Genomic DNA, 22,323 nt, shown 5'->3' on the forward strand with positions numbered 1-22,323 from the left:
TGGAGGACTTTCCTATGGACGCCGCCGGGCCCGTTCCCGGGGTCTGGACCGATCCTAGCAGCGTCCCCGCGTGTCAGCGAGGCGGAAATCGGCCGCCGAGCGGGCATAATCCCGCCCATGACCGACTCCCCGGAACTGGCGCGCCTGCGCCACATCGGTTGGCGCGAGCCCGCCCTGCCCGACGATCCCCGCCGCCTCGCCCGCGTGGTGGCCCAGCATCGCGCGGGTTACGAGGTGCACGACGGCGAGGACGCGTTCAACGCGCAGCCGGCCGGCGTGTTCCTCAAGCGCGGGCTCGATCCGTCGCTGCGTCCGGCGGTGGGCGATTTCGTCTTTCTCGACCGGGCCACGCACCCGGTGATCGAGGCGGTGCTGCCGCGCCGCTCGGTGCTCACGCGCGCCGCCGCGGGCGAGCGTTACGAGCGGCAGATCATCGCCACCAACATCGACCACGTGCTGGTGCTCACGGGATTGGACGGCGATTTCAGTCCCGCCCGCATCGAGCGCTACCTCACGCTGGTGGAAGGTTCCGGTGCGCGCCCGGTCGTGCTGTTGAGCAAGGCGGACACCGGCGTGGATGTCGACGCCGCGGTGACCGCGCTGCGCGCGCGGCTGCCGGCGGAGGCCGCGGTGCATGCCATCAACGGCAAGGATCCGGCCACCGTCGCGTTGCTGGCGACGTACCTGGGCCCGGGTTCCAGCGCGGTGCTGGTGGGGTCCTCGGGGGCGGGCAAGTCCACGCTTACCAATACGCTGCTCGGCGAGGAGCGCATGGCCACCGGCGCGGTGCGCGCGAACGATAGCCGTGGGCGGCACACCACCACGCATCGCGCGCTGCTGATGCTGCCCACGGGCGGCTGCCTCATCGATACGCCGGGGATGCGCGAGCTGAAGCTCACCGGCGAGGAAAACCTCGATCTCTTCGCCGACATCGAGGCGCTCGCCGCGCAGTGCCGCTTCGCCGATTGCAGCCATGGCAACGAGCCGGGGTGTGCGATCCAGGCGGCGCTGGCATCGGGTGAACTGTCGCCGCAGCGCTGGCGCAATTACCTCAAGCTGCACGACGAGCGCGAGGAGCAGGCGGCGACGCTCGAGGCCCGGTTGCGGCGCAAAGCTGCGCCGGTGAAGCACGCTGGCAAACCGAAGCGGGGTGGGTGGTCGCATGACGACGACTGAGGCAACGTGATTCGCCGATACGATCGGCTCCCACCCCTTCGGTAGCCAGGATTCGACAACCCTACGATCGACGGGGTGGGAGCCGATCGCTTCGGCGAACGGCGCGCGACAGGGCGGCTAGTACGTCACCGTCACCGTGATCAGGTCGCTGTAATTCCCCGCCGCCACCGCCGCCTGCGCGGGCACGCGCCCGTACACCGTCACCGTTTCCTCCGTCCCCGTCCCCGAACGCGACAACGTATCGCTATTGAGCGTCCCACCCCAACGCAAGGTCCGCTGGCTGTCCTTGTAGAGCTCGTAATTGACGAACGCTCCCCCGGCCGCCATGCGGCGCTGCGTGCCCGATGCATTGGCGCCGTTGTCGAGGCCCAGCTGGTAGGCCGCGCGATTGGTGCAGGTGATGCGCAGCAACGAGGTCTGGTCGGTGGCGGCGGTCAGCAAGCCCGGCACGTTGCCGAAGAGCAGGTCGGTGGCGGCGCCGAAGGTGCACTTCGGCGCGACGGATGCGGTGACGGTCATCGTGGGGCCGGCGACGGTGAACGGACCGCCGGTGCCACCGCTGGTGCAGGTGGCGGGCGGCAGGCCGAGGCTCAACAGCGCGTCGTTGTGGCTGTAGGTCAGCGAGCTGGTGAGGGTGCCGGTGTAGTTGCCGGGCGAAAGCGTGCCTTGCGCGGCGGAAACCCGGCCGTAGACGGGCAGGCTACCCGTGATCTGCGCACCGTTGGAAAGGATGCCGATGCTCAGGATGAACGTCCTCGGCCCGTAGGTGGCATTGCCCAGCGTGCCCCATACCGTGCCCACCGCGTCCTGGTACACCTGGTACTGCATGCGGTCGCTGCTCGGATTGACGAGGGTGCGTGGCGAGAGGTTGCCGAGGTCGTCGGTACCGAAGCTCGCGCAGGCGGTGATGAACGAGCCGAACAGTTCGGCCAGCGGCCCGCTGTAAACGCAGCGGTAGTTCAGCGTGGCCGACACGTTGACGACACCGCCGGTGGGGTCCACCGCGCCGAACGAGAGTCCGGTGATGCCGGTGATGCTGCAGGTCGTGGTCGCCTCGGCACGCGGGGCGACGAACAGCGACGATACGCAGAGCAGGAGCAGGGCGAGCCATTTCATGGCGTGCTCCGGCAGGTGAGCGGGCCCAGCTGGGGCAGTTCCTTCGCCCCGTCGGGATAATCGAGCGCCGTGGTGCAGGTCGAGCCGTCCGGCAGCGTCACGCGCAACGCGGTATGGCGATCCTGCAAGGCGTCGAGGTAGGCCATGCCGTCGAAGCCCACCACCGCGGGTTCGCCATGGCCCGCATCCACGCGCGAGCCGACGGGCAGCGGCGTTCCCTTCGCGTCGACGAGGATCACCGACGCGGCCTGCACGCGATGCACGGGAAAACGCACGAGCACGCCGGAGCGGTCGGCGGGAGCCACGACGGCGTCCACGCGTTGCACGCGCGCGTCGGCGGGCAGGTCGAGCGGGTCGATGGCGAGGCGATTGTCCTGCCATGCGTTGAGTCGCGCGACGAGCAGCATGCCGCGATCGTCGGTGACCCCGGTGCGACGGTTTTCCAGCAGCACCGGAATGTCCGGCGTGCCTTCGGTGCTGACCACCGCGAACGCGTCGTCGATGCGCCGCGATGCGAAGGCGTGGCCGCCCATCAGCACCAGCGCGCCGTTGAGGTCGGCATAGCCGTAGGTGTCCGGCCCGATGTCGCTGGCGCCCACGGTCGCCTGGCCGAGTTCGCCCAGCCAGCCCGCTTCCGCGAGGCCGCCGCCCTGGGCGCCGGTGCGTCCTTGCGCGTGCCAGCCGAAGCCGCCGTCGCCGTCGATGGGGCGGCTGGCGTCGACGATGCCGAAGGTCCGGTCGCGATCGCGTTGTACCGACGTGCTCCAGGTCGTGCGTTCGTCGAGTGCGACGGTGACGCCGGCGAACAGGCTGCGATCGCGCGAATCGTCGAGGCTCTGGTTGTAGGTGAGGTTCACCGAGATGCCGTGGCCGAGATTGCGCAGCACGAACAGGCCTGCCAGTCGCGTCGCCGGTTCCCCGGCGAAACGCAGGCGCACGTAGTTCACGCCGAAGCTCGAATTGCGCACGTTGAAGCCGACCAGCGCGCGTTCGCTGGCGCGGGGCGGCGGCGAACCGTAGCCCGACGCCACGTCGCGATAACGCGCGTTGCCGCGCAGCGAATCGAACGAGACGTTCATGGTGCGCCCCATCCACGTGTAGCCGACGCCGTATTGCATGCCACCGCGACGCGACCCCGCCAGCGAGGCGTTGATCGTGCTCGCGCCCGCGGGATTCCATACCGCGCCCGCGCCACCGCTGGCCAGTCCGTCCCCACCCTCGGCGTGGCCTTCCAGCGTCAGCCGGTCGCTCATGCCGTGGCGCCACGTGGCGCTGCCGACGGCGGCCGATCCGTAGTCGAACGAGCGGATACCGTACGACTCGCGCACCTTGCCCAGCTCCACCGACCAGTCGTCGAGACCTGCCCGCAGCAGCTGGCGCGCGGCGTAGAACGGAAACGTCACCGTGCTCGTGCGGCCGAGCGCATCGGTGAGCACGACCTGGGCCTGACCGGCCTGGTCCACGCCGGGAATGGCCGTCAACTGGAACGGGCCGGCGGGCACGCGACCGTCGTATTGGCGGATGCCGTCCACATACAGCTCCACCGCCGAGGGCGCGGTGGCTTCACCGAAGAACTGCGGCAGCGGCGTGGTGACGCGATAGGGTTGTTGCGCGAAGTCGGTGCCGATGGCGACGCCGCCGATGCGCGTGGCGCGGGTCCATGAGAGAAAGCCGGTGAAGGCGTCGCCCACCGTGAGCGCGAGCGACCGCGACGGAAACGACAGGCGCCATTGCGTGTCCAGGCGCACCGTGCCGCCTTGCCAGCCTTCGCCCCGCGTCTGGTAGCGGCGGGTGAGCGAGGTGTTGCTGAGCACGCCCAGGCCTTCGCTGAAGCCGCGCAGTTCGGCCAGGCCGCTCACGTTGCCCAGCCCACCGCCGTGTGCCGCGTAGATGTCGTAGTTCAGCAGCAAGCCGGTGCCGCTGGTGGGCGGCGTGGCCGAACGCTCCCGCTCGCCCAGGACCTGGCTCGGCAACGAAAGACGATCCATCGGCGCATCGATGCGCACGCGCTGGTCGGTCACGTCGTAGGTGTAACGCACGCCGGGAATGTCCGCGAGGCAGCGCACGTCCTCGACGGCGGGTAGCGAGAAGCCGATGGCGCGCAGGTCGTCGGCCCGTGCGCAGAGCGCGTCGCCGCGTCGGGTGAAATGCATCAGTCGTTCGGTGCCGTTGCCGTTGAGCACCACCTCCAGGTACAGGTCCTCGCCGGCCACGCGGTCGCGCGCCTGTACCGTGGGTGGCGGAATCGCATCGGATTCGTTCGGGTTCGTCGTCGATGCATGCACGGAGGCGGCATCCAGGGCCAGGAGGCTAGCGATCGCCCGTGCCAGCGACGAGGGTCGACTCGGACGTCTCACCGTTGATCCTCGCCTTGAGTACGCCGCCCGCGATCGGCGTGCCGGACGGTAACGGCCAGGTCATCGCGCTTCCGGGCAAGGCATAGCCGACCAGGCCCGGCAGCAGGGGGGTACGCCGGCCATGGTCGTCCACGCGCACCAGGTCCGCGATCTGCGCATGGCCGTTGCCCTCGTTGCTCACCTGGAGACGCGGACCCTCGGCCGAATCGCTCCATCGCGCGCTCAAGGTGGCGCGCACGGACGCATCGCCCTTCGGCGCGACGAAGACGGGAATGGAATAGCGCAGCACGAATTCCAGGCCCTTGGGCCGGTTCGTGGGCAATTCGTCCACGATGACGCGATAAGAGGCTTCCGCGCCGTCGGGCGGCGCGGCTTGCCGGATCACCCGCACCATCTGCCGGTCGCCCGGGGCGATGGTCACCATCGGCGGGCTGACGACGAGGTCGCGCGATGCCTCGTACCGGTCCTTGCCGTCGCGCTGCGTCCAGCGGAACACGCGCACCTGCGCATGGATGGTTTCCGCGCCGGTATTGGTCAGCCACAACGCCTCGGCCTGCGCGTTCGCGCGCAGGTGCAGCCCGATCGGCGACACCTGCAGCCCGCTGGCGCGCAGCGGAGGGGCGAACGACGTCGCGATGGCCAGCGCGCCGGCCATCGCCAAGCGTAGCGGCCACGGAAGACGCACCGTCAGTACGTGATCGTGGCGGTGATCGTGTCGGTGTAGCTGCCCGCGGCGAAGTTGGTGCTGGGCACGCGGCCAAAGACGGGAATGGGCACGCTCACCCCGGTGCCGGTGCCGGAGAACACGTTGCCGCCCGTGCCGGTCGTGCTCCCCCATACGTCGGCCGACGTGCGCGTGGCGGCCCGATAAAGCTGGTAGGGCACCAGGGCGGTGCCGTTGCTCATCTTGCGGCTGTTCGCGTCGGTGCCGTTCTGCCCGTTGTCCAGCGCGATGGTGTACGGCGCCAGCGGCGTGCAGTTCACGTTCAACGCGCCCTGGTTGTCCACGTTGGTGGCGGTGGACGGCTGCGTGCCGAAGTTCACGTCGGTGGGCGCCGTGGTGGTGATGTTGCACGCCGCCGTGATGGTGATGCGCACGTTGAACGTGTTGGTGGCGGTCGCGGCCTGCACGCCGGAACCGGCGGAGCCGGTGGCGAAGGCGATCGCGGCGATCGCGAGGGGACGGAGGCGGTTCATCGGATTCTCCCGGGGCGGTGTGACGCGTCCTGCTTACGCATCGTTATCGGTTCCCTCGGGACCAGCATGGTCAAGGACACCGTGAGGCGGTGTGGAAATTCGGCACGGCGGCCGGATCGGCCTAGCGATGCCGAAATGGCTTAGCCGTCGTGTAAAGGGTGCTTGACATCGCGTCGCGGCGCGCGCAGGATGCGTGTCAAGCGTGCTTGACACGCTCCGCGCGGGAGGGATGGGGGCCACTCACGACGCGACGTCCGATCGGTTCGCCCCTTTCCCGACGCCCCGCCACACGTCCACCGAGGCCTCCAGACATGTCACTGCGCGCCGTCCACAAGCGGTACTACCGCGAATTGTTTCCCGCGATGCTGGCTTACGTGCTGCTCATCCTGCTGTCGGTCTCCTGGCTGAAGACGCTCGAGGGCACGATGGCGCGCACCGTCGTCACCTTGTTGCCCGTCGTGCCCATCGCCTTCGTGATCCGGGCGATGGTGCGCGTGATCCGCGACCAGGACGAATTCGAACGGCTCGTCGACCTGCAGGCCATCGCCATCGGCGGAGGCATCGGCGGCTTCGGCTTCTTCACCTACGGCATGTTGCTCAATGCGAAGGTATGGCCCTCGCCACCGGCGGAAGCGGTCGCGATCTGGGTGCTGCCGGTGCTGATGTTCTGCTTCGGCATGGCCAAGTGCGCCTGCCGGCTGCGTTACTCCCGCCAGCGATGAACAACCACGTTCGCGAACTCCGTACCGCGCTGGGCTGGTCGCAGGCCGACCTGGGCGAGAAGCTGGACGTTTCCCGGCAGACGGTGAATGCCGTCGAGACGGGCAAATACGACCCCAGCCTGCCGCTCGCCTTCAAGATCGCGCGCCTCTTCGCGCTGCCCATCGAATCCATCTTCACGCCGGAGGACTGACAGGCATGAAAACCGCTCCCCGGATCGCCCTCATCGTCGCGATCCTCGCCGCCGGCTTCGGCGTGCGGCAGACCTTGCGGCACGGCCACGAGAAGAAGGACGTCTCCGCGCCGGCCGCCTCCCAACCCGTGTCGCCCGCCACGTGGACGCTCGGCAGGCTCACATTGAAGCCCTGCGAACTCGGCCAGCCGCACACGGCCCTGTCCGTGGCCGCCTGGTGCGCGCCGTTCGAGGTGCCCGAGGATCGCGAGCGTCCGGATGGCCGGAAGATATCGCTACGGCTCGCCGTGGTGCGCAGCGATGCCCAGGTGCCCGCCACCGACATGCTCGCCTTCCTCGCCGGCGGCCCCGGCCAGGCGGCCACGGAAACCTATTCGGCCATCGAGCCCGCCATGGCGGGTGTACAGGCCCATCGCAACGTGCTGCTGCTCGACCAGCGCGGCACGGGACGATCGCATCCCCTCAGCTGCCGCGATAGCGAGCCCGGCGACGCGGGCGAAGACGAAGGTGGTTTCGATGCGGACAAGGTGCGCCGCGAGACGAAACGCTGCCTCGACCAGCTCTCGGCCGATGCCGACGTACGGTTCTACACCACCACCGATGCGGTCGCCGACCTCGAAGACGCGCGGCAGGCACTGGGTTCGCCGAGGTTCGACCTCCTCGGCGTGTCGTACGGCACGCGCGTCGCGCAGCAGTACGCCATGCGTCATCCCGACGCCGTGCGCACCATCACCCTCGACGGCGTGGTGCCCAACACGCTCGTGCTGGGTGAGGAATTCGCGATCAACCTCGATGCCGCGTTGAAGGCGCGGTTCGCCGATTGCGATGCGGACAAAGCGTGCCATGCGCGTTTCGGCGAGCCTTACCAGACGCTCTACCAGCTGCGCGACGCGTTGCGCGCGAATCCGCACAAGGTGAGCTTCCGCGATCCCCAGACCTACGCCTCCACCGAGCGGATGCTCAGCGACTACGTACTCGCCACGGTGGTGCGCATGTTCGCCTACGCACCGGAAACCTCGGCCCTGCTGCCCCTGTCGATCGACGCCGCCGCGCATGGCGACGTCGGCCCGCTGCTCGGCCAGGCCAAGCTTCTGGCGGGCGATCTGGGCGACACCATGGACGGCGGCATGCAGTACTCCGTGCTGTGTTCGGAAGACGCCTCCGAGTTGCAGCCGCGGCCGCAGGACAAGGACCTCATCCTCGGCGACACCATGATCGAGGCCTTCCGCGCGGCGTGTTCGGTCTGGCCGCACGGCAAACGTCCGGCCGACTTCCGCCAGCCGCTGAAAAGCCCGATTCCCACGCTGCTGCTTTCCGGACAGTACGACCCGGTGACGCCGCCGCGTTACGGCGACGAGGTGCTCAAGGGCCTGCCCAACGGCCGCCATTTCGTGCTCAAGGGCCAGGGGCACAACGTGGTGATGCGCGGTTGCATGCCGCGCCTTTTCGCCGAATTCATCGACAAGGGCGACGCGAAACCGCTGGACGCGGCCTGCCTCGACCGCCTTTCGCCGCTGCCCGCCTTCGTGGGCTTCAACGGAGCCACGCCATGATCGACGTACGAGACCTGCACAAGTCCTTCGGCGACGTGCGCGCCGTGAACGGCGTGAGCTTCACCGCGCGCGACGGCGAGATCACCGGCCTGCTCGGCCCCAACGGCGCGGGCAAGACCACGACCCTGCGCATGCTCTACACCCTCATGAAACCCGACGCGGGCCAGGTGCTGGTCGACGGCGTGGATGCCGCCGCCGATCCGCAGACCGTGCGCCGGGCCCTCGGCGTGCTGCCCGATGCGCGCGGTCTCTACAAGCGCCTGACCGCGGCGGAAAACATCGACTACTTCGGCCGATTGCACGGTATGTCCCCCGGTCTGCTCGCCCGCCGCCGCGATGCGCTGATCGATGCCCTGGACATGCGGGACATCGCGACGCGTCGTACCGAGGGCTTTTCGCAAGGCCAGCGGGTGAAGACGGCCATCGCGCGCGCGCTGGTGCACGACCCCCGCAACGTGCTGCTCGACGAGCCCACCAACGGACTCGACGTGATGGCCACGCGGGCCATGCGCCGCTTCATGCGGCAATTGAAGGACGAGGGGCGCTGCGTGCTGTTTTCCAGCCACATCATGCAGGAGGTGGCCGCGCTGTGCGATCGCATCGTGGTGATCGCGCACGGTCGCGTGGTGGCCGACGACACGCCCGACGCTTTGCTCGCACGTACCGGCAAGCCGAACCTCGAGGACGCCTTCGTCTCGTTGATCGGCACCGACGAGGGGCTTGCCGCATGAGCGCCCTGCTGGCCGTCTACTGGAAGGAAGTGCGCGAGAACCTGCGCGATCGCCGCGCCCTGATCAATGCGCTCGTCACCGGACCGCTGCTTGGGCCGGTACTGTTCATCATGATGATGAACATCGCGGTCAACCGTGAGCTGGGCAAGGCGGACCAGCCGATTTCCGTGCCCGCCGTCGGCGCGGAATCCGCGCCCAACCTCGTGCGTACGCTGAGGGCATCCAACATCGACGTCGTGCCGGCCCCGGCCGATCCCGAGGCCGCCGTGCGCGACCAGCGCGCGGACATGGTGCTGCGCATCGCGCCCGACTACGTGCAGGCATGGAACAAGGGACAACCCGTCCAGGTGGAGTTGATCCACGACTCCTCGCGACGCGACGCGAATCCCCTGGTGGCGCGCGTGCGCGCGGTGCTGGAGGGATACGCCAAGCGGGAGGGTGCCATGCGGTTGATCTCGCGGGGCCTGTCGCCCACGACGGCGTGGCCGTTGCAGGTCGCCGATCGCGACCAGTCCACGTCGCAGGCGCGCTCCGGGCTGATGTTTTCGTTCCTGCCCTATTTCCTCGTGCTCACGGTGTTCCTCGGCGGCATGTATCTCGCCATCGACCTGACGGCGGGCGAGCGTGAGCGACAATCCCTGGAGCCGCTGTTCGTCAATCCGGTCGCACGCTGGAAGATCCTCGCGGGCAAGCTGCTGGCGATCTGCACGTTTTCCCTGGTCAGTCTGCTGCTATGCGTGGCGGCGTTCTCGACCGCGCCGTGGTTCATTCCCGTCGACAAGCTGGGTATCGCGCTCGACCTGGGTATCGGCTTCGCCGCCCGCGTGCTGTTGCTGATGCTTCCGCTGCTGGTGCTGCTGGCCGCGCTGCAGTCGCTGGTGTCGGCGTGCGCGCGCAGCTATCGCGAGGCGCAGACGTACCTGTCGGTACTGATGATGATCCCGATCCTGCCGAGCGTGTTGTTGTCGGTGATCCAGGTGCGTGCCGAACCGTGGATGTACGCGGTGCCGCTGCTGGGGCAGAACCTGGGCATCGTGCAGTTGCTGCGCGGCGACGGGATGACGGCGTGGCAGATGGGGCTGTGCCTGGGTGGCGGGTTCGCCGCGGCCTTCGTGGCGATCGTGGTCACGGCGTGGTTGTATCGCTCTGAGCGCCTGGCGATTTCCGGCTAGGCCGATTCGCCGATACGATCGGCTCCCACCCCTTCGGTAGGCTGGCGGACTGCCTACCGAAGGGGTGGGAGCCGATCGTATCGGCGATGCATGGTTACCGCCACGTCACATCCACGCCCACCAGGAACGTCCTCCCCGGTGCCGGCTCGTAGTACCGTCCATTGCCGTCGTTGACGATCACCGATCCGATCACGTGCCGGTCGGCGAGGTTGTCCACGCGGCCGAACGTATTCACCCGCCAGGGACCCTGGTCGAACACGTAACCGCCGCTCAGGCCGAACAACGCGTACCCCGGCGCCGACTCGGTACCGAGATCGTTCACCGACGTCGGCCCGACGGCATTCATCTCCAGCCCCGCCTGCCATCCTCGCTCGCCGCCGTACTTCAGCGAGGCGTAGCCCATCGTGCGCGGTACGCCGGGAATGCGCGTGCCCGCGTCCACCGGCGTGTCCGGCGCCGGGCATCCGGCGGAGACGCAGGTGAGGAACGGCGAGCGAAACGTCGCGAGCAGTCGCGTGTAGGACGCGACGAAGCGCAGGTTCCGTGCGAGCGCACCGTCGAACGACGCTTCGATGCCCTGCCGCCGCGAGTGCGGAATGTTCTGGTAGGTGGTGCGGCCGCCGAGGTTGGTCGCCACGGCGAGTTCGTCGTCGCTGTCGGCGCGGAATACCGCCAGCCCGGCCGCCATGTCCTTCCCCGGGCGCAACTTGATACCCAACTCCGTGTTCTTCGATCGCGACGGCTTGAGGTCGAACGCCAGGCCCGCGCCCCGGTCAGCGCGATATCCGATTTCCGAGAACGTCGGCGTCTCGAAGCCACGACCCCAGTTGGCGTAGAGATGCGCCCACGTCGCGGCGCGCCAGAGTACGCCGAATACCGGCGTCGTGGCCGCGTAGCGCACCGTACCGCTATCGTCGGGATTGCCCGTGGCGATGTAGCGGTCGCTGGAACGGAAGCGCACTTCGCTGTGGCGGGCGCCGCCCATCAGCGTCCAGTCGTCGGCCACGCGCCAGGTCGCCTGGGCATACTGGTCGAAGTCGAACACGCGATCGATCTCGTCGCGGCGTTTCGCGCCACGCACGCCGAGCGTGGCGCCCACGAAGTTCTCGTAGCCTTCGCGATGCTGGTGCTGGTTGTCGTAGGCCATGCCGGCGGCCAGTTCGAACGGCTTGCCGGCCAGCGTATCGCGCCAGGTCCAGCGGGCGTCGCCGCCGCCGTACGCATTGCCGAGGTCGACCACGCCTCCCGCGTTGCCGGGTTGCGAGATTTGCGTGGCGGTGGGAATCGAAAGGTACTGCGTGACCGAACGCTGGCCGTAGTACGTCATCACGCGCAGGCTGTTCGCATCGTCGATGCGCTGGTCCCAGATCACGCCGGCCTGTTGCTGGTCGGCCGATTTGCGCGTGTCGAACGTATCGGCCACGGAGGCGACCTGGCGCGGGTTGGCCTGGTACTGGGCGCGGGTCAGCCCGAGGGGATCCTGCGCGCCCGGGATGTCGACGGCGTTGAGTACGAGGGTGAGCTTCGTGTCGTCGTCGATGTTCCAACCGACCTTGGCGTTGCCCGATTCCCGGCGTGCGGCGCTGTGGTCGCGGTAGCCGTCGGTGCGGAAATGGCTGAGGTCGACGTTGTAGTCCACCGGCCCCTCCACGCCGCGCGCGTTGGCCGACATGCGCAGGGCGCCGTTGCTGCCGCCCGCGGCGCCGAAGCGCAGCTCCGGCGGCTCGGTGCCGTCGGCGGTGAACAGCTGGATCACGCCGCCCGAAGCGTTGCCGTAGAGGGCGGAGAAGGGACCGCGGAGCACTTCCACGCGTTCGGCCGAGTCGAGGTTGAAATGGGTGACCTGGCCCTGCCCGTCGGGCATCGTCGCCGGGATGCCGTCGGTGTAGAGGCGGATGCCGCGGATGCCGAAGGTGGAGCGGGCGCCGAAGCCGCGGATGGAGATCTGCGTGTCCTGCGCGTAGTTTTGCCGGTCGCGCGCGGTGACGCCGGGGATGGACTGCAACCGCTCCGACAGATTCACGTCCAGCGTGCCGTCCGGCGGCGTCGCCACGCTATCGATGGCCGCGGGCACGTCGTAGGGCGATTGCGCCGTGCGCGTCGCGGTGACCACGACCGGGGCCAGGGGCGAGGCGTCCTGGGCGACGGCGGTGGTGGCCGTGAAGGCGAGGGCGGCGAGGGCGGAGCGGGAGAGCATGGGAATCATCCGTGGGGGACAGCACATGATGCACGTCGTGTGTCGACATCCCGTACACCAACCTGCCGGAGCGACGGCTGGGGTGGGAGCGGACCCTGTCCGCGAACCCTCAGCCTCCTTGCGTGCGAGCGAGGCTTTTCAACGATGGGGCGAGCGGTAAAAGCCTGCACGATCATCGCAAGGCCTCATTCGCATCGTACCGCCTGAGGGTTCGCGGACAGGGCCCGCTCCCACCCCTTCGGTAGTCCGCTCGTCGCATCGGGCGAACGGTTCGGCGAACGGTCGGCCCGCTATCCGCTACCCATGCTAGCCTTGCCGCCACCATCCATCCCCATCGGTAGCGCCATGAACAAGTTCATGCAGAAGTTCGTCATCGCCAACGCCATCGGCCTCGTCGCCAGTATCGGCGTGGTGGCCTTCGCCGACGACCAGCCCGCCCAGGCGACGCCGCCGGCCAGCGCGGGGCAGATGTCCGCCTCGCAGCTGGACCAGGTCATCGCCGGTACCTGGCGTTCCGAGAAGAACAAGGCCCGCGATACGTACCGCCACCCGAAGGAAATGCTTAAGTTCTTCGGCATCCGACCCGACATGACCGTGATCGAGATCTGGCCCTCGGGCGGCTGGTTCACCGAAATCCTCGCGCCGTTCCTCAACGCCAACGGCCAGTACATCGGCGCGGTCCCTCCCGGTTCCAAGAGCACCGTGGCGCTGCAGAACAAGTTCAAGTTCGCGCCGCAGCAGTATTCCAAGGCGAAGCTCGTCGAGTTCGACAACAAGGCGCCCAATCTCGGTCCCGACGGTTCGGCCGACATGGTGCTGACCTTCCGCAACGTGCATAACTGGGCGGCCGACGGCAGCGCCGAGGCCATGTTCAAGGCGATGTACAGGGTGCTCAAGCCCGGCGGCGTGCTCGGCGTGGAAGACCACCGTGCCAGCAAGGGCAAGACGCTCGACCAGGTGGTCAACACCGGTTACCTGCCCACCGAGTACGTGATCAAGCTCGCCACCGACGCGGGTTTCAAGCTCGACGGCCAGAGCGAGATCAACGCGAACCCGAAAGACAATCACGACCATCCCAAGGGCGTGTGGACGCTGCCGCCGACGTACGAACTGGGCGAGCAGGACAAGGCGAAGTACGCGGCCATCGGCGAATCCGATCGCATGACGCTGCGCTTCGTGAAGCCCGCCGCGAAGTAAGTGCTGGTCGCGCTTAACAAACCGTACGGGGTGCTTTGCCAGTTCACCGACGATGCCGGCCGGCGCACGCTGGCCGACTTCGTGCCGTACAAGGGCGTCTATGCGGCGGGGCGGCTGGACCACGACAGCGAGGGCCTGTTGCTGCTCACCGACGACGGGCGCCTGCAGCATCGCCTCGCCGATCCGAAGCACAAGCAGCCGAAGACCTACCTGGTGCAGGTGGAAGGGGTGCCAACCGATGAAGCCCTCGAAACGCTGCGTCGCGGCGTTCTACTGAACGACGGACCGACGCTTCCCGCCGGCGTCGAAGCCGTCGACGAGCCCGACTGGCTATGGCCGCGCGATCCGCCCGTGCGGTTTCGCAAGACGGTGCCGGATGCGTGGTTGCGCATCGTGCTGCGCGAAGGCCGCAACCGGCAGGTGCGGCGGATGACGGCGGCGGTGGGATTGCCGACGTTGCGCTTGGTGCGCGAGGCGATCGGGGATTATCGGTTGGATGGGTTGGGGTTGGGCGAAACCCGGCTTATTCGCTAGCGTGATTCGCCGATCGTATCGGCGAACCGAGGGTGAGAAGGACTAACCCTCCGGTAGCAAGGTTCCGACGACGCGGCCTACCGAAGGGGTGGGAGCCGATCGTATCGGCGAACCGAGGGCGAGAAGGACTCACCACTCCGCGACCGACCCGTCCGGATGGCGCCACAACGGATTGCGCCAGTCCTGCACCTCGCGGCTGCGCTCGATGACCAGCTCCTCGTTCACCTCGATGCCCAGGCCCGGTCCCTTGAATGGCATCGCGTAGCCGCCGTCGTCGAGCTTCAGGGCCTCCTTGTTGAGCACGTAGTCGAGCACCTCGCCACCCTTGTTGTAGTGGATGCCCATGCTCTGCTCCTGCAAGGCGGCGTTCCAGCTGACGAAGTCCACGTGCAGGCACGAGGCCAGCGCGATGGGGCCCAGCGGGCAGTGCGGCGCGAAGGCCACGTCGTAGGCCTCGGCCATGGCCGCGAGCTTCACGCACTCGGTGATGCCGCCGGCGTGCGAGAGATCGGGCTGGATGATCGAGATGCCGCCGCGTTCGAACACCTGCTTGAATTCGAAGCGCGAATACATGCGTTCGCCCGCCGCGATGGGGATGGACGTCTGCGCGGCGATGCGGGGGTAGTGCTCGGCCTGCTCGGCCAGCACCGGTTCCTCGATGAAGAGCGGGCGGAAGGGCTCCAGCTCCTTCACCAGCACCTTCGCCATCGGCGCGGACACGCGGCCATGGAAATCCAGGCCGAACTCCACCGTGTTGCCGAAGGCTTCGCGGATCTCGGCGACTTTCGCCACGGCGGTATCGATGGCCTTGCTCGTGCCGATGATCGAGAGCTCCTCGCAGCCGTTGAGCTTGAAGGTGTCGAAGCCGTGGGCAAGGCGCTCCTTCATCTGCGCGATGATGTCGGCGGGGCGGTCGCCGCCCACCCAGCAGTAGGTTTTCATGCGGTCCCGCACGCGGCCGCCGAGCAGTTCGTAGACCGGTGCGTTGAGCACCTTGCCCTTGATGTCCCACAGGGCCTGGTCGATACCGGCCATGGCGCTCATGAACACCGCGCCGCCGCGGTAGAAGCCGCCGCGGTACATGGTCTGCCAGATGTCGTTGATGTTCGCCGGGTTCTTCCCGATCACGAACTCGGACAGTTCGTGCACGGCGGCCTCGACCGTTCGCGCGCGGCCTTCCACGACGGGCTCGCCCCAGCCGACGACGCCCTCGTCGGTTTCCATCTTGAGGAACATCCAGCGCGGCGGGACGCGATACGTGGTGATCTTGGTGACTTTCATGCGTTAGACCGAACGGTAGGCTTTGACGAAGGCCTCGGCGCGCTCACGGGTGCGTGATACCGGCTGGCCGGGCTTGTAGAGGTCGCCGCCCAGGCCCGCGCCGATGCAACCCGCATCGAGGAATTGTCCGACATTTTCCGGTGTTACGCCGCCGACCGCCAGCAGGGGGAGATCCGGGGGCAGCACGGCGCGGATGGCCTTCACGTAGCCCGGGCCCCATTGGGCGGCCGGAAACAGCTTGAGCGACTGCGCGCCGGCGGCGATCGCCGTGAACGCCTCGCTCGGCGTGGTGAAGCCGATGGACGTGTACATGCCACGGGCGCGACCCTGGCGGATCACGGCCGGGTCGGTGTTGGGCGTCACCAGCAGGTGTCCGCCGAGGTCGGCCACCTTGTCGACGAGCTCGGGGCTGAGCACGGTGCCCGCGCCGACGAGCGCGCGGTCACCCGCGGCCTCCACGGCCATCGGGATGCTGCGCTCCCAGTCGGGCGAGTTGAGCGGGATCTCGATGGCGTCGAAGCCGGCGGCGATCAGCGCCTCGACGTGCGCGACGACGTCGTCGGGCGTGATGCCGCGCAGGATCGCGATGAGGGGAAGGGCGGTAGGCCAGGCCATGGGCGTCACTCGTGGTAGAGCTGCGAACGTCCGCCGTCGATGCGGATGTCGGAGGCATTGATGTAACGGGCTTCGTCCGAGGCGAGGAACAGCGCCGTATAGGCGATTTCCACGGGCTCGCCGATGCGCTTGTTGGGCAGGATCTCGGTCTGCTTGCGGCGCTCGGCCTCGGGATCGGGCGCGGCGGCGAAGCCGGCCTCGGCGATGGCGGTGAGCACCAGGCCCGGCGAGATCGAGTTCACCCGGATGTTGTGCGCGGCGTACTCGATGCCCAGCGCCTTGGTCAGGCCGATGAGGCCGTGCTTGGCGACGGGATAGGGGAAGCAGTGCGGAATGATCTTGTGTCCGTGGACCGAGGCGATGTTGACGATACTGCCACGACCGAGCTTCAACATGCCCGGCAGGACGGCCTTGGCGCAGTTCCAGGCGCCCTTGAGGTCCACCTCGAAGCAGCGCGTCCATTCCTCGTCGGTGAGCGACAGCGGCTCGTTGAACACGTTGATGCCGGCGTTGTTGACGAGCACGTCGGGCGCGCCGAAGCGCTCCGTGGCGGCGTCGACCATGCGCTGGATGGCGGACGGGTCGGTGACGTCCGCTTCGAACAGCATCGACCGGTCGGTGTCCAGCTCGTCCAGCGTGCGGCGCGCCTGCGCGTCGTCCTTGAGCACGTTGAGCACCACGGCCGCGCCGTGGGCGGCGAACAGCTTCGCCGTGGCCGCGCCGATGCCCTGCGTGGCGCCGGTGACGACGGCCACCTTGCCGGCCAGGCGCGGCAGCGGGACGGTGCGGGGATCGGCCTGGGCGATCGCGCTCACGTGCGCACCTCGTGGCCGTAGCGGGCTTCGGCAAGGCCGCGCCCGCGCGGGGGCGTACCGATGAAGATCGCGCCGTCGAACGGGCCGGGCGACGCCATGCCGAGGTGGGCCGAGGTGACCACCATGCGGTCGAGCCCGGGTCCGGCGAAGCTCACGCAGCTGGGTTGCTTCGCGGGCAGGTCGATCGTGGCGTCCACGCGACCGTCGGGCGAATAGCGCGTGACGCGCGAGCCGCCCCACTCGGTGTTCCAGAGGAAGCCGTCGGCATCGACGGTGGAACCGTCGGGTTCGAGACCTTTGGCCAGTTCGGCGAAGACGCGGATGCGGTCCACCTCGCCGGTCGCGGCGTCGTAATCGCAGGCCATGATCTGCGCCGTGGGCGAGTCGGTGAAGTACATCGTTTCGCCGTCGGGGCTGAAACAGATGCTGTTGGTGATGGCGGCCTTGGGCAGCGCGAGGCGGTGCAGGTTGCCGTCGTGCGTGTAGCGCCAGAACGAGGCGGTCTTCTCCGGGCCGCGCTCGTTGAGCGTGCCGAAGACGAAGTTGCCGCCACGGTCGCAACGGCCGTCGTTGGCCCGCATGCCGACGAGGTCGGGCTCGATGTCGGCGAGGACGTGCAACGTTTCGTCGCGCGTGTCGTAGCGTGCCACCTGCTTCTCCAGGGCGAGAAGGAGCACGCCCGGGTCGTGGGTGAGGGCGAAGCAGCACAGTCGCGCGGGCAGGGTGTTCCCGGTGACGCGGCCCGTGCCCGGGTCGTAGGCGAACAGCGTGGACGTGGCGATGTCGGTCCAGCGGACCAGGCCCATGAGATCGTCCCAGATCACGCCCTCGGCGTGCGCCTGGCGCTGCTCGGACAGCGGCTTGAAGTCGGTCATCAGCGGGCCTGCCTGCGGTTCTTGAGCTGGTCGACGAGCACGGCGATCAGGAGGATCGTGCCGCGCACGAGGTACTGGTAGAAGGCATCGATGTTCATGAGGCTCATCGCATTCTGCACGGTGCCCATGATGAGAACGCCAACGATCACGCCGCTGATCGTCGCGCGGCCGCCCATCAGCGACACGCCGCCGAGCACGCAGGCCGAGATCACGTTGAGCTCGAAGCCCTCGCCCGCGTTCGGCTGGCCGCTGGTCATGCGCGAGGCGAGGATGATGCCCGCCAGTGCGGCGACGAGGCCCTGGATGAGGAAGATGGCGATGCGCACGCGATCCACCGACACGCCGGCCAGGCGCGCGGCGTCCGGATTGCCGCCGATGGCCAGGGTGTTGCGGCCGTAGATGGTCTTGTTGAGCAGCACGCCGAACACCGCGAAGCAGGCCAGGGTGACCCACACCGGCACCGGCAGGCCGGCCAGCGAGGCGCTGCCGAGGGTGAAGAAGGCGTCGTTGGTGACGCCCACCGCCTGGCCCTGCGAGCTGATGAAGGCCAGGCCGCGCACGATTTCCATGGTGGCGAGGGTGGTGATCAGCGCATTGATCTTCAGCTTGGCGATGACCGCGCCGTTGACGAAGCCGACGAGGCCGCCGGCGATCAACGCCGCGATCACGCCGACGGCGACGCTGCCCGTGGCATTGGCGACGATGGCGCAGAACACGCCGGCGAAGGCCACCGTGGAACCGACCGAGAGGTCGAAGTCGCGCGAGGCGAGGCAGAACATCATGGTGCACGAGACCATGCCGATCTGCGACACGGACAGCAGCAGGCCGACCATGTTGTCCCACGAGAAGAAGTACTGCACCGTCAGGCTCAGCACGGCGAACAGCACCACGAAGATCAGGATCAGGCTGTAGTCGTCCACCATCTGCCAGAACATGGCGCGGCGACGCACGGCCGGCGTGTCGGGGGTGGCGCCGATGGCGGCGGCGGCGTTGGATTCGGTCATGGGGTTACCTGGCTTAACGTAGGTGAGGCAGCGCCTTCGGGGAGAGCGGCGGCGAGGACGTTCGCCTCGGTCGCTTCGCCACGGGCGAACTGGGCGACGATGCGGCCACGGGACATGGCGATCACCCGGTCGGAAACGCCGAGCACTTCCGGCAGCTCGCTGGAGATCATCACCACGGCCACGCCGCGGGCGGCCAGTTCGTAGAGCACGTTGTAGATTTCGTTCTTCGCGCCCACGTCGATGCCGCGGGTGGGCTCGTCGACGATGAGCACGCGAAGGTCCTTCTCGGCCAGCCAGCGCGACAGCACGGCCTTCTGCTGGTTGCCGCCCGACAACAGGCGGATCTCCTGGCGGCGGTTGGGCGTGCGGATGCGCAGGCGGTCGATGTAGTGGTCGGCCGTCTGCGCTTCCACGCGGTCGTTGACGAACAGGCCGGCGGAGAGGTGGTTGCGACGCGCGCTGATGTTGATGTTCTCGGCCACCGAGCGCACGCCGATGATGCCTTCTTCCTTGCGGTCTTCCGGGCAGAACACCAGGCCCTGGCGGATGGCGTCGCGGATGTGCCCGGCCTTCACCGTGCGGCCGTCGATGTCCACCTCGCCCGACATGCGCTTGTCGGCGCCGTAGACGGCGCGCATGACTTCCGAACGGCCGGCGCCGACCAGCCCGAAGAAGCCCACGATCTCGCCCGCGCGCACGTCGAAGCTCACCGGCTGGGGAACGATGCGACTGGTGATGCCTTTCACCGAGAGGCGCACCCCGCCGTGCTCGCGCGGCTTGTAGCCCCAGATGTCGCCGATGTCGCGGCCGACCATGCGTTGCACGAGGGTGTTGCGCGACACGCCTTCGAGCGTGTCGAAATCGGCCACCTTGCGGCCGTCGCGAAAGATCGTGGCGGCGTCGCACAGCTCGAAGATCTCGTCGAGGCGGTGCGAGATGTAGATCATCGCCTTGCCCTGCGCGCGCAGGTCGCGCACGAGGCGGAACAGCACGTCGGTTTCGCGGTGCGAGAGCGAACTGGTGGGTTCGTCCAGGGCGAGGATCTTGGCGTCGCGCAGGATCGCCTTGACGATCTCCACCATCTGCCGCTGGCCGATGGACAACTGCTTGAGCTTCGCCCGCGGATCGAGGTCGACGCCGAGGGCGTCGAGGCGTTCCTTCACGTAGGCCAGCGCACGCCGGCGGTCGACCAGGCCCATGCGCGTGGGCAGGCGGCCGAGCAGCAGGTTTTCCATCACCGACAGCTCCGGCACGTACTGGAGCTCCTGGTGGATCACCGCCACGCCGGCGGCGATGGCGTCGGCGGCCTTGCGGAAGGCCATGGCCTGGCCGTCGATGGCGACCTCGCCCTCGTCGGGTACGTATTCCCCGCCGAGGATCTTCATCATGGTGGACTTGCCCGCGCCGTTTTCGCCGAGCAGGCCATGCACGCTGCCGGCGCGCACGCTGAAGCCGACGTCGGCGAGCGCGCGCACGCCCGGGAAGCTCTTCCCGATGTGGCGGAATTCCAGGCGCGGCGCGCTACCCATCGTCAAAGCCCCATGTCCTTGCGCACTTCGGCCGAGTTGGCCTTGGTGATGAGCTTGCCCGTGGTCAGCGTCAGCGCCGGCGGCGCCTTGTCGTTCTTGATCCACTCGTACATGTTCACCGAGGTTTCGTAGCCGTGGCGCTTGGGGCTGATCAGCACGCTGCCGAAGAAGCCGGTGGGCTCGGGCTTGTCGAACTCGTTGAGCGCCGAACGGCTGCCGCCGATGCCTACGCCGATCATGTCGTCGGTGCGGAAGCCGCGACCCTCGGCGGCGCGCACGGCGCCGAGCACGGCCTCGTCGTTCAGGCCGAACGCCACCCAGTGCTTGTACTTGGGGTTCTGCGTGATCGCGATGTTGGCCGCGTTGAAGGCGTTCTCCGTATCGGTCTTGGCTTCCGGCGCGTTGACCACGTTTTCCTTGGGAAAGCCCGCGGCGGTCAGCGCGGCGACGGCGCCGTCGGTGCGCTCCTTCGCCGTCGGCAGCTGGTCGTAGGCGATGCGCAGCGCGCCGGTTTCCTCCGGCTTCCAGCCGCGCTTCTTCATTTCGTCGGCGATGGCCTGGCCCACCTGTTCGCCGATCTTCGAGGCGGAGATGCCCATGTGCGGCACCGATTCGATCGGGTTGCCGGAGCCGTCGACGAGGCGGTCGTCCACGGTCATCAGCTTCAGGCCATCGGCCTTCGCCTTGGCGACGATGGAAGGGCCGAGCTTCACGTCGGGCGTGCAGATGACGAAGCCCTGGGCATGCTGCGACTTCAGGTTGTCGATGGCGGTGAGCACCTGGCCGCCGTCGGGCGCGCCGATCTTCACCAGGGTGAAGCCCTTTTCCTTCGCCGCCTGCTCGGCGTACTTCCATTCGTCCTGGAACCAGGGTTCTTCGGGCTGCTTCACCACGAAACCGATCTTCACCTGTTCGTTGCCGCCGGACGAGCAGGCCGACAGACCGATCGCGAGGGCGAGTGCCGTGAGGCCAAGGGCGATTTTCATCTTCATGCGATGTTCCTCGTGTCGCGTGTTCGAAGGGTGGGCTAGTCGATCAAGCCACGGTGGCGGGCGACGGCGATGGCGCCGTATCCCGCGAGGTCGCGCTGTTCGTCGTCGTCCAGCACCGTGACGGTGCCGGAGAAGAAATCGTCGCCCTCCACGAGGCGGGCGATGGCGTCGCGAAGTACCGGCTTGCCGCTGATGACGAAGCGGGTGCCGGGGCTCATGCGGATGGCGCTGGAATTCTTCAGCGTGAGCAAGTCGGAGCCTAGCACCGCGCCGAGCAGGAAGTTGGCGCGCGCGTTGGCGTCGTAGACGGCGAACTGGTCGAGGATGCGCACGCTGAAGCAGGCGCGGCCCAGGCCGATCTTTTTCGACTCCGCCGCGCCGGCCAGCAGCATTTCGGGGTCTACGCGCCTGGCGAAGCCTTCCTTGAGTGAGCCGGCCAGGATGGTGTCGTGCGAGATCACCTGGAGCAGTTCGCCGGCCAGCGTGGTCACGCAGCCGTCGATGCGCTGGTGGGCGTCGATGCTGACGAACTTCGAATGCGAGCCGGGCAACACGATCACGGTGGGTTCGACGATGCCCAGGCGTTCGATGAGCGCGAACGATTCGGTCTCCTCGCCGCGCATCATGTCCATCGCCTCGCAGTTGTGCAGGCCGATGTGTTCCACGGGATTGCGAACGCCGGGCACGAACCAGATCGGCTGGTGCCATACGTTCTCCACCAGCGACTCGCGCATGGCCTTCGCCAGGTCGTCGATGCCCGCGGGAGCGGGGATGTGCGGAATCTCGCACAGGCCCATGTTGGAGGTGATCATGCCCGAGGCGAGCACGCGGCCGATGTCGTTCCGCTCCAGTCCGGCATCGGCGATCGCCGACGCGATGGTCTCGCGGACGCCGTCCTCGAGCTTCGTCGAGCTGCCGGTGATGGCGGTATCGCGCACGCCGACCTGGGCGGCGGCTTGGCCGACGACCTCGCCGTCGCGCCAGACGCTGACGCGGGTGTTGGTGGTACCGGTGTCGATGGTGACGATGTTCATCGAATGTCCGTTCGAAAGCGCCCCGGATTCTTGGC

Annotated in this window: 21 protein-coding genes; 8 read left to right on the forward strand and 13 right to left on the reverse strand. The window is 68.1% G+C overall.

The annotated features are described in order from the left end of the window. Positions 1-117: 117 nt before the first annotated feature. Positions 118-1,176 carry a ribosome small subunit-dependent GTPase A gene (rsgA, locus tag L2Y94_RS01975; RefSeq protein ID WP_247372725.1) on the forward strand — a complete coding sequence of 353 codons (1,059 nt, stop codon included), beginning with the start codon at positions 118-120 and terminating at the stop codon, positions 1,174-1,176. A 117-nt stretch (positions 1,177-1,293) separates the two neighbouring features. Here the strand turns inward: rsgA and L2Y94_RS01980 are convergent, their stop codons facing one another. The 4 genes from L2Y94_RS01980 to L2Y94_RS01995 are packed head-to-tail and all read right to left on the reverse strand — an operon-like array spanning position 1,294 to position 5,846. Then, positions 1,294-2,292 (reverse strand): Csu type fimbrial protein, encoded by a 999-nt coding sequence (locus L2Y94_RS01980; protein WP_247372727.1) that lies wholly within the window; start codon positions 2,290-2,292, stop codon positions 1,294-1,296. Continuing rightward, entirely contained in the window at positions 2,289-4,577 is a 2,289-nt protein-coding gene (locus tag L2Y94_RS01985) for a fimbria/pilus outer membrane usher protein (RefSeq protein ID WP_247372729.1), read from the reverse strand. The genes L2Y94_RS01980 and L2Y94_RS01985 overlap by 4 nt, the downstream gene beginning before the upstream one ends. Positions 4,578-4,602: 25 nt before the next feature. Continuing rightward, the gene (locus L2Y94_RS01990; RefSeq protein WP_247372730.1) at positions 4,603-5,334 is read right to left on the reverse strand and encodes a fimbrial biogenesis chaperone; all 732 of its coding nucleotides are present in this window, start codon (positions 5,332-5,334) and stop codon (positions 4,603-4,605) included. A gap of 2 nt (positions 5,335-5,336) precedes the next feature. Next, positions 5,337-5,846, reverse strand: coding sequence for a Csu type fimbrial protein (locus L2Y94_RS01995; protein WP_247372732.1), 510 nt, complete (start codon positions 5,844-5,846; stop codon positions 5,337-5,339). A gap of 311 nt (positions 5,847-6,157) precedes the next feature. Here L2Y94_RS01995 and L2Y94_RS02000 point away from each other — a divergent pair, with 311 nt between their 5' ends. Genes L2Y94_RS02000 through L2Y94_RS02020 form a run of 5 tightly spaced genes read left to right on the forward strand, consistent with a single transcriptional unit; the run spans position 6,158 to position 10,215 of the window. Beyond that, positions 6,158-6,568, forward strand: a complete 411-nt coding sequence (locus L2Y94_RS02000; protein ID WP_247372734.1) for a hypothetical protein — start codon at positions 6,158-6,160, stop codon at positions 6,566-6,568. Next, positions 6,565-6,759, forward strand: coding sequence for a helix-turn-helix transcriptional regulator (locus tag L2Y94_RS02005; RefSeq protein WP_247372736.1), 195 nt, complete (start codon positions 6,565-6,567; stop codon positions 6,757-6,759). The genes L2Y94_RS02000 and L2Y94_RS02005 overlap by 4 nt, the downstream gene beginning before the upstream one ends. Before the next feature lie 5 nt (positions 6,760-6,764). Beyond that, a complete protein-coding gene (locus tag L2Y94_RS02010) occupies positions 6,765-8,312 on the forward strand; it encodes an alpha/beta hydrolase (RefSeq protein ID WP_247372738.1) in 1,548 nt (515 codons plus the stop codon). Further along, positions 8,309-9,043: an ABC transporter ATP-binding protein gene (locus tag L2Y94_RS02015; RefSeq protein WP_247372740.1), complete on the forward strand. Its 735-nt coding sequence runs from the start codon at positions 8,309-8,311 to the stop codon at positions 9,041-9,043. Before L2Y94_RS02010 ends, L2Y94_RS02015 begins: the two co-directional genes overlap by 4 nt. Continuing rightward, complete coding sequence (locus L2Y94_RS02020; RefSeq protein ID WP_247372742.1) at positions 9,040-10,215, forward strand: ABC transporter permease; 1,176 nt, start codon at positions 9,040-9,042, stop codon at positions 10,213-10,215. Before L2Y94_RS02015 ends, L2Y94_RS02020 begins: the two co-directional genes overlap by 4 nt. A 94-nt stretch (positions 10,216-10,309) precedes the next feature. Here the strand turns inward: L2Y94_RS02020 and L2Y94_RS02025 are convergent, their stop codons facing one another. Beyond that, the gene (locus L2Y94_RS02025; RefSeq protein WP_247372744.1) at positions 10,310-12,412 is read right to left on the reverse strand and encodes a TonB-dependent receptor family protein; all 2,103 of its coding nucleotides are present in this window, start codon (positions 12,410-12,412) and stop codon (positions 10,310-10,312) included. Positions 12,413-12,757: 345 nt separating this feature from the next. On the opposite strand from L2Y94_RS02025, the gene L2Y94_RS02030 reads away from it, so the two are divergent. Together L2Y94_RS02030 and L2Y94_RS02035 are read left to right on the forward strand one after the other, a co-directional pair. After that, positions 12,758-13,609, forward strand: coding sequence for a class I SAM-dependent methyltransferase (locus L2Y94_RS02030; RefSeq protein WP_247372746.1), 852 nt, complete (start codon positions 12,758-12,760; stop codon positions 13,607-13,609). Beyond that, positions 13,610-14,143, forward strand: a complete 534-nt coding sequence (locus L2Y94_RS02035; RefSeq protein ID WP_247372747.1) for an rRNA large subunit pseudouridine synthase E — start codon at positions 13,610-13,612, stop codon at positions 14,141-14,143. Between the two features lie 129 nt (positions 14,144-14,272). Here L2Y94_RS02035 and dgoD read toward each other — a convergent pair whose 3' ends face one another. The 8 genes from dgoD to L2Y94_RS02075 are packed head-to-tail and all read right to left on the reverse strand — an operon-like array spanning position 14,273 to position 22,288. Further along, the gene (dgoD, locus tag L2Y94_RS02040) at positions 14,273-15,424 is read right to left on the reverse strand and encodes a galactonate dehydratase (RefSeq protein WP_247372749.1); all 1,152 of its coding nucleotides are present in this window, start codon (positions 15,422-15,424) and stop codon (positions 14,273-14,275) included. Between the two features lie 3 nt (positions 15,425-15,427). Continuing rightward, entirely contained in the window at positions 15,428-16,039 is a 612-nt protein-coding gene (locus L2Y94_RS02045) for a 2-dehydro-3-deoxy-6-phosphogalactonate aldolase (RefSeq protein ID WP_247372751.1), read from the reverse strand. A 5-nt stretch (positions 16,040-16,044) separates the two neighbouring features. After that, positions 16,045-16,854, reverse strand: a complete 810-nt coding sequence (locus L2Y94_RS02050; RefSeq protein WP_247372752.1) for an SDR family oxidoreductase — start codon at positions 16,852-16,854, stop codon at positions 16,045-16,047. After that, complete coding sequence (locus tag L2Y94_RS02055) at positions 16,851-17,729, reverse strand: SMP-30/gluconolactonase/LRE family protein (protein WP_247372754.1); 879 nt, start codon at positions 17,727-17,729, stop codon at positions 16,851-16,853. The genes L2Y94_RS02050 and L2Y94_RS02055 overlap by 4 nt, the downstream gene beginning before the upstream one ends. Next, entirely contained in the window at positions 17,729-18,733 is a 1,005-nt protein-coding gene (gene araH / locus L2Y94_RS02060) for an L-arabinose ABC transporter permease AraH (protein WP_256452154.1), read from the reverse strand. The genes L2Y94_RS02055 and araH overlap by 1 nt, the downstream gene beginning before the upstream one ends. Then, entirely contained in the window at positions 18,730-20,262 is a 1,533-nt protein-coding gene (gene araG, locus L2Y94_RS02065) for an L-arabinose ABC transporter ATP-binding protein AraG (RefSeq protein WP_247375076.1), read from the reverse strand. The genes araH and araG overlap by 4 nt, the downstream gene beginning before the upstream one ends. Positions 20,263-20,264: 2 nt before the next feature. Then, a complete protein-coding gene (locus tag L2Y94_RS02070) occupies positions 20,265-21,254 on the reverse strand; it encodes an arabinose ABC transporter substrate-binding protein (protein WP_247372756.1) in 990 nt (329 codons plus the stop codon). 35 nt (positions 21,255-21,289) lie between these two features. Further along, positions 21,290-22,288, reverse strand: a complete 999-nt coding sequence (locus L2Y94_RS02075; RefSeq protein WP_247372757.1) for a 2-dehydro-3-deoxygalactonokinase — start codon at positions 22,286-22,288, stop codon at positions 21,290-21,292. Between the last annotated feature and the right edge of the window lie 35 nt (positions 22,289-22,323).

The organism is Luteibacter aegosomatis (assembly GCF_023078455.1).
Classification (GTDB): domain Bacteria; phylum Pseudomonadota; class Gammaproteobacteria; order Xanthomonadales; family Rhodanobacteraceae; genus Luteibacter; species Luteibacter aegosomatis.

Coding starts and splice junctions, on each gene's coding strand:
- rsgA (WP_247372725.1), top strand. CDS start 118: ATGACCGACTCCCCGGAACTGGCGCGCCTGCGCCACATCGGTTGGCGC.
- L2Y94_RS01980 (WP_247372727.1), bottom strand. CDS start 2,292: ATGAAATGGCTCGCCCTGCTCCTGCTCTGCGTATCGTCGCTGTTCGTC.
- L2Y94_RS01995 (WP_247372732.1), bottom strand. CDS start 5,846: ATGAACCGCCTCCGTCCCCTCGCGATCGCCGCGATCGCCTTCGCCACC.
- L2Y94_RS02000 (WP_247372734.1), top strand. CDS start 6,158: ATGTCACTGCGCGCCGTCCACAAGCGGTACTACCGCGAATTGTTTCCC.
- L2Y94_RS02005 (WP_247372736.1), top strand. CDS start 6,565: ATGAACAACCACGTTCGCGAACTCCGTACCGCGCTGGGCTGGTCGCAG.
- L2Y94_RS02010 (WP_247372738.1), top strand. CDS start 6,765: ATGAAAACCGCTCCCCGGATCGCCCTCATCGTCGCGATCCTCGCCGCC.
- L2Y94_RS02015 (WP_247372740.1), top strand. CDS start 8,309: ATGATCGACGTACGAGACCTGCACAAGTCCTTCGGCGACGTGCGCGCC.
- L2Y94_RS02020 (WP_247372742.1), top strand. CDS start 9,040: ATGAGCGCCCTGCTGGCCGTCTACTGGAAGGAAGTGCGCGAGAACCTG.
- L2Y94_RS02025 (WP_247372744.1), bottom strand. CDS start 12,412: ATGCTCTCCCGCTCCGCCCTCGCCGCCCTCGCCTTCACGGCCACCACC.
- L2Y94_RS02030 (WP_247372746.1), top strand. CDS start 12,758: ATGAACAAGTTCATGCAGAAGTTCGTCATCGCCAACGCCATCGGCCTC.
- dgoD (WP_247372749.1), bottom strand. CDS start 15,424: ATGAAAGTCACCAAGATCACCACGTATCGCGTCCCGCCGCGCTGGATG.
- L2Y94_RS02045 (WP_247372751.1), bottom strand. CDS start 16,039: ATGGCCTGGCCTACCGCCCTTCCCCTCATCGCGATCCTGCGCGGCATC.
- L2Y94_RS02055 (WP_247372754.1), bottom strand. CDS start 17,729: ATGACCGACTTCAAGCCGCTGTCCGAGCAGCGCCAGGCGCACGCCGAG.
- araH (WP_256452154.1), bottom strand. CDS start 18,733: ATGACCGAATCCAACGCCGCCGCCGCCATCGGCGCCACCCCCGACACG.
- araG (WP_247375076.1), bottom strand. CDS start 20,262: ATGGGTAGCGCGCCGCGCCTGGAATTCCGCCACATCGGGAAGAGCTTC.
- L2Y94_RS02070 (WP_247372756.1), bottom strand. CDS start 21,254: ATGAAGATGAAAATCGCCCTTGGCCTCACGGCACTCGCCCTCGCGATC.
- L2Y94_RS02075 (WP_247372757.1), bottom strand. CDS start 22,288: ATGAACATCGTCACCATCGACACCGGTACCACCAACACCCGCGTCAGC.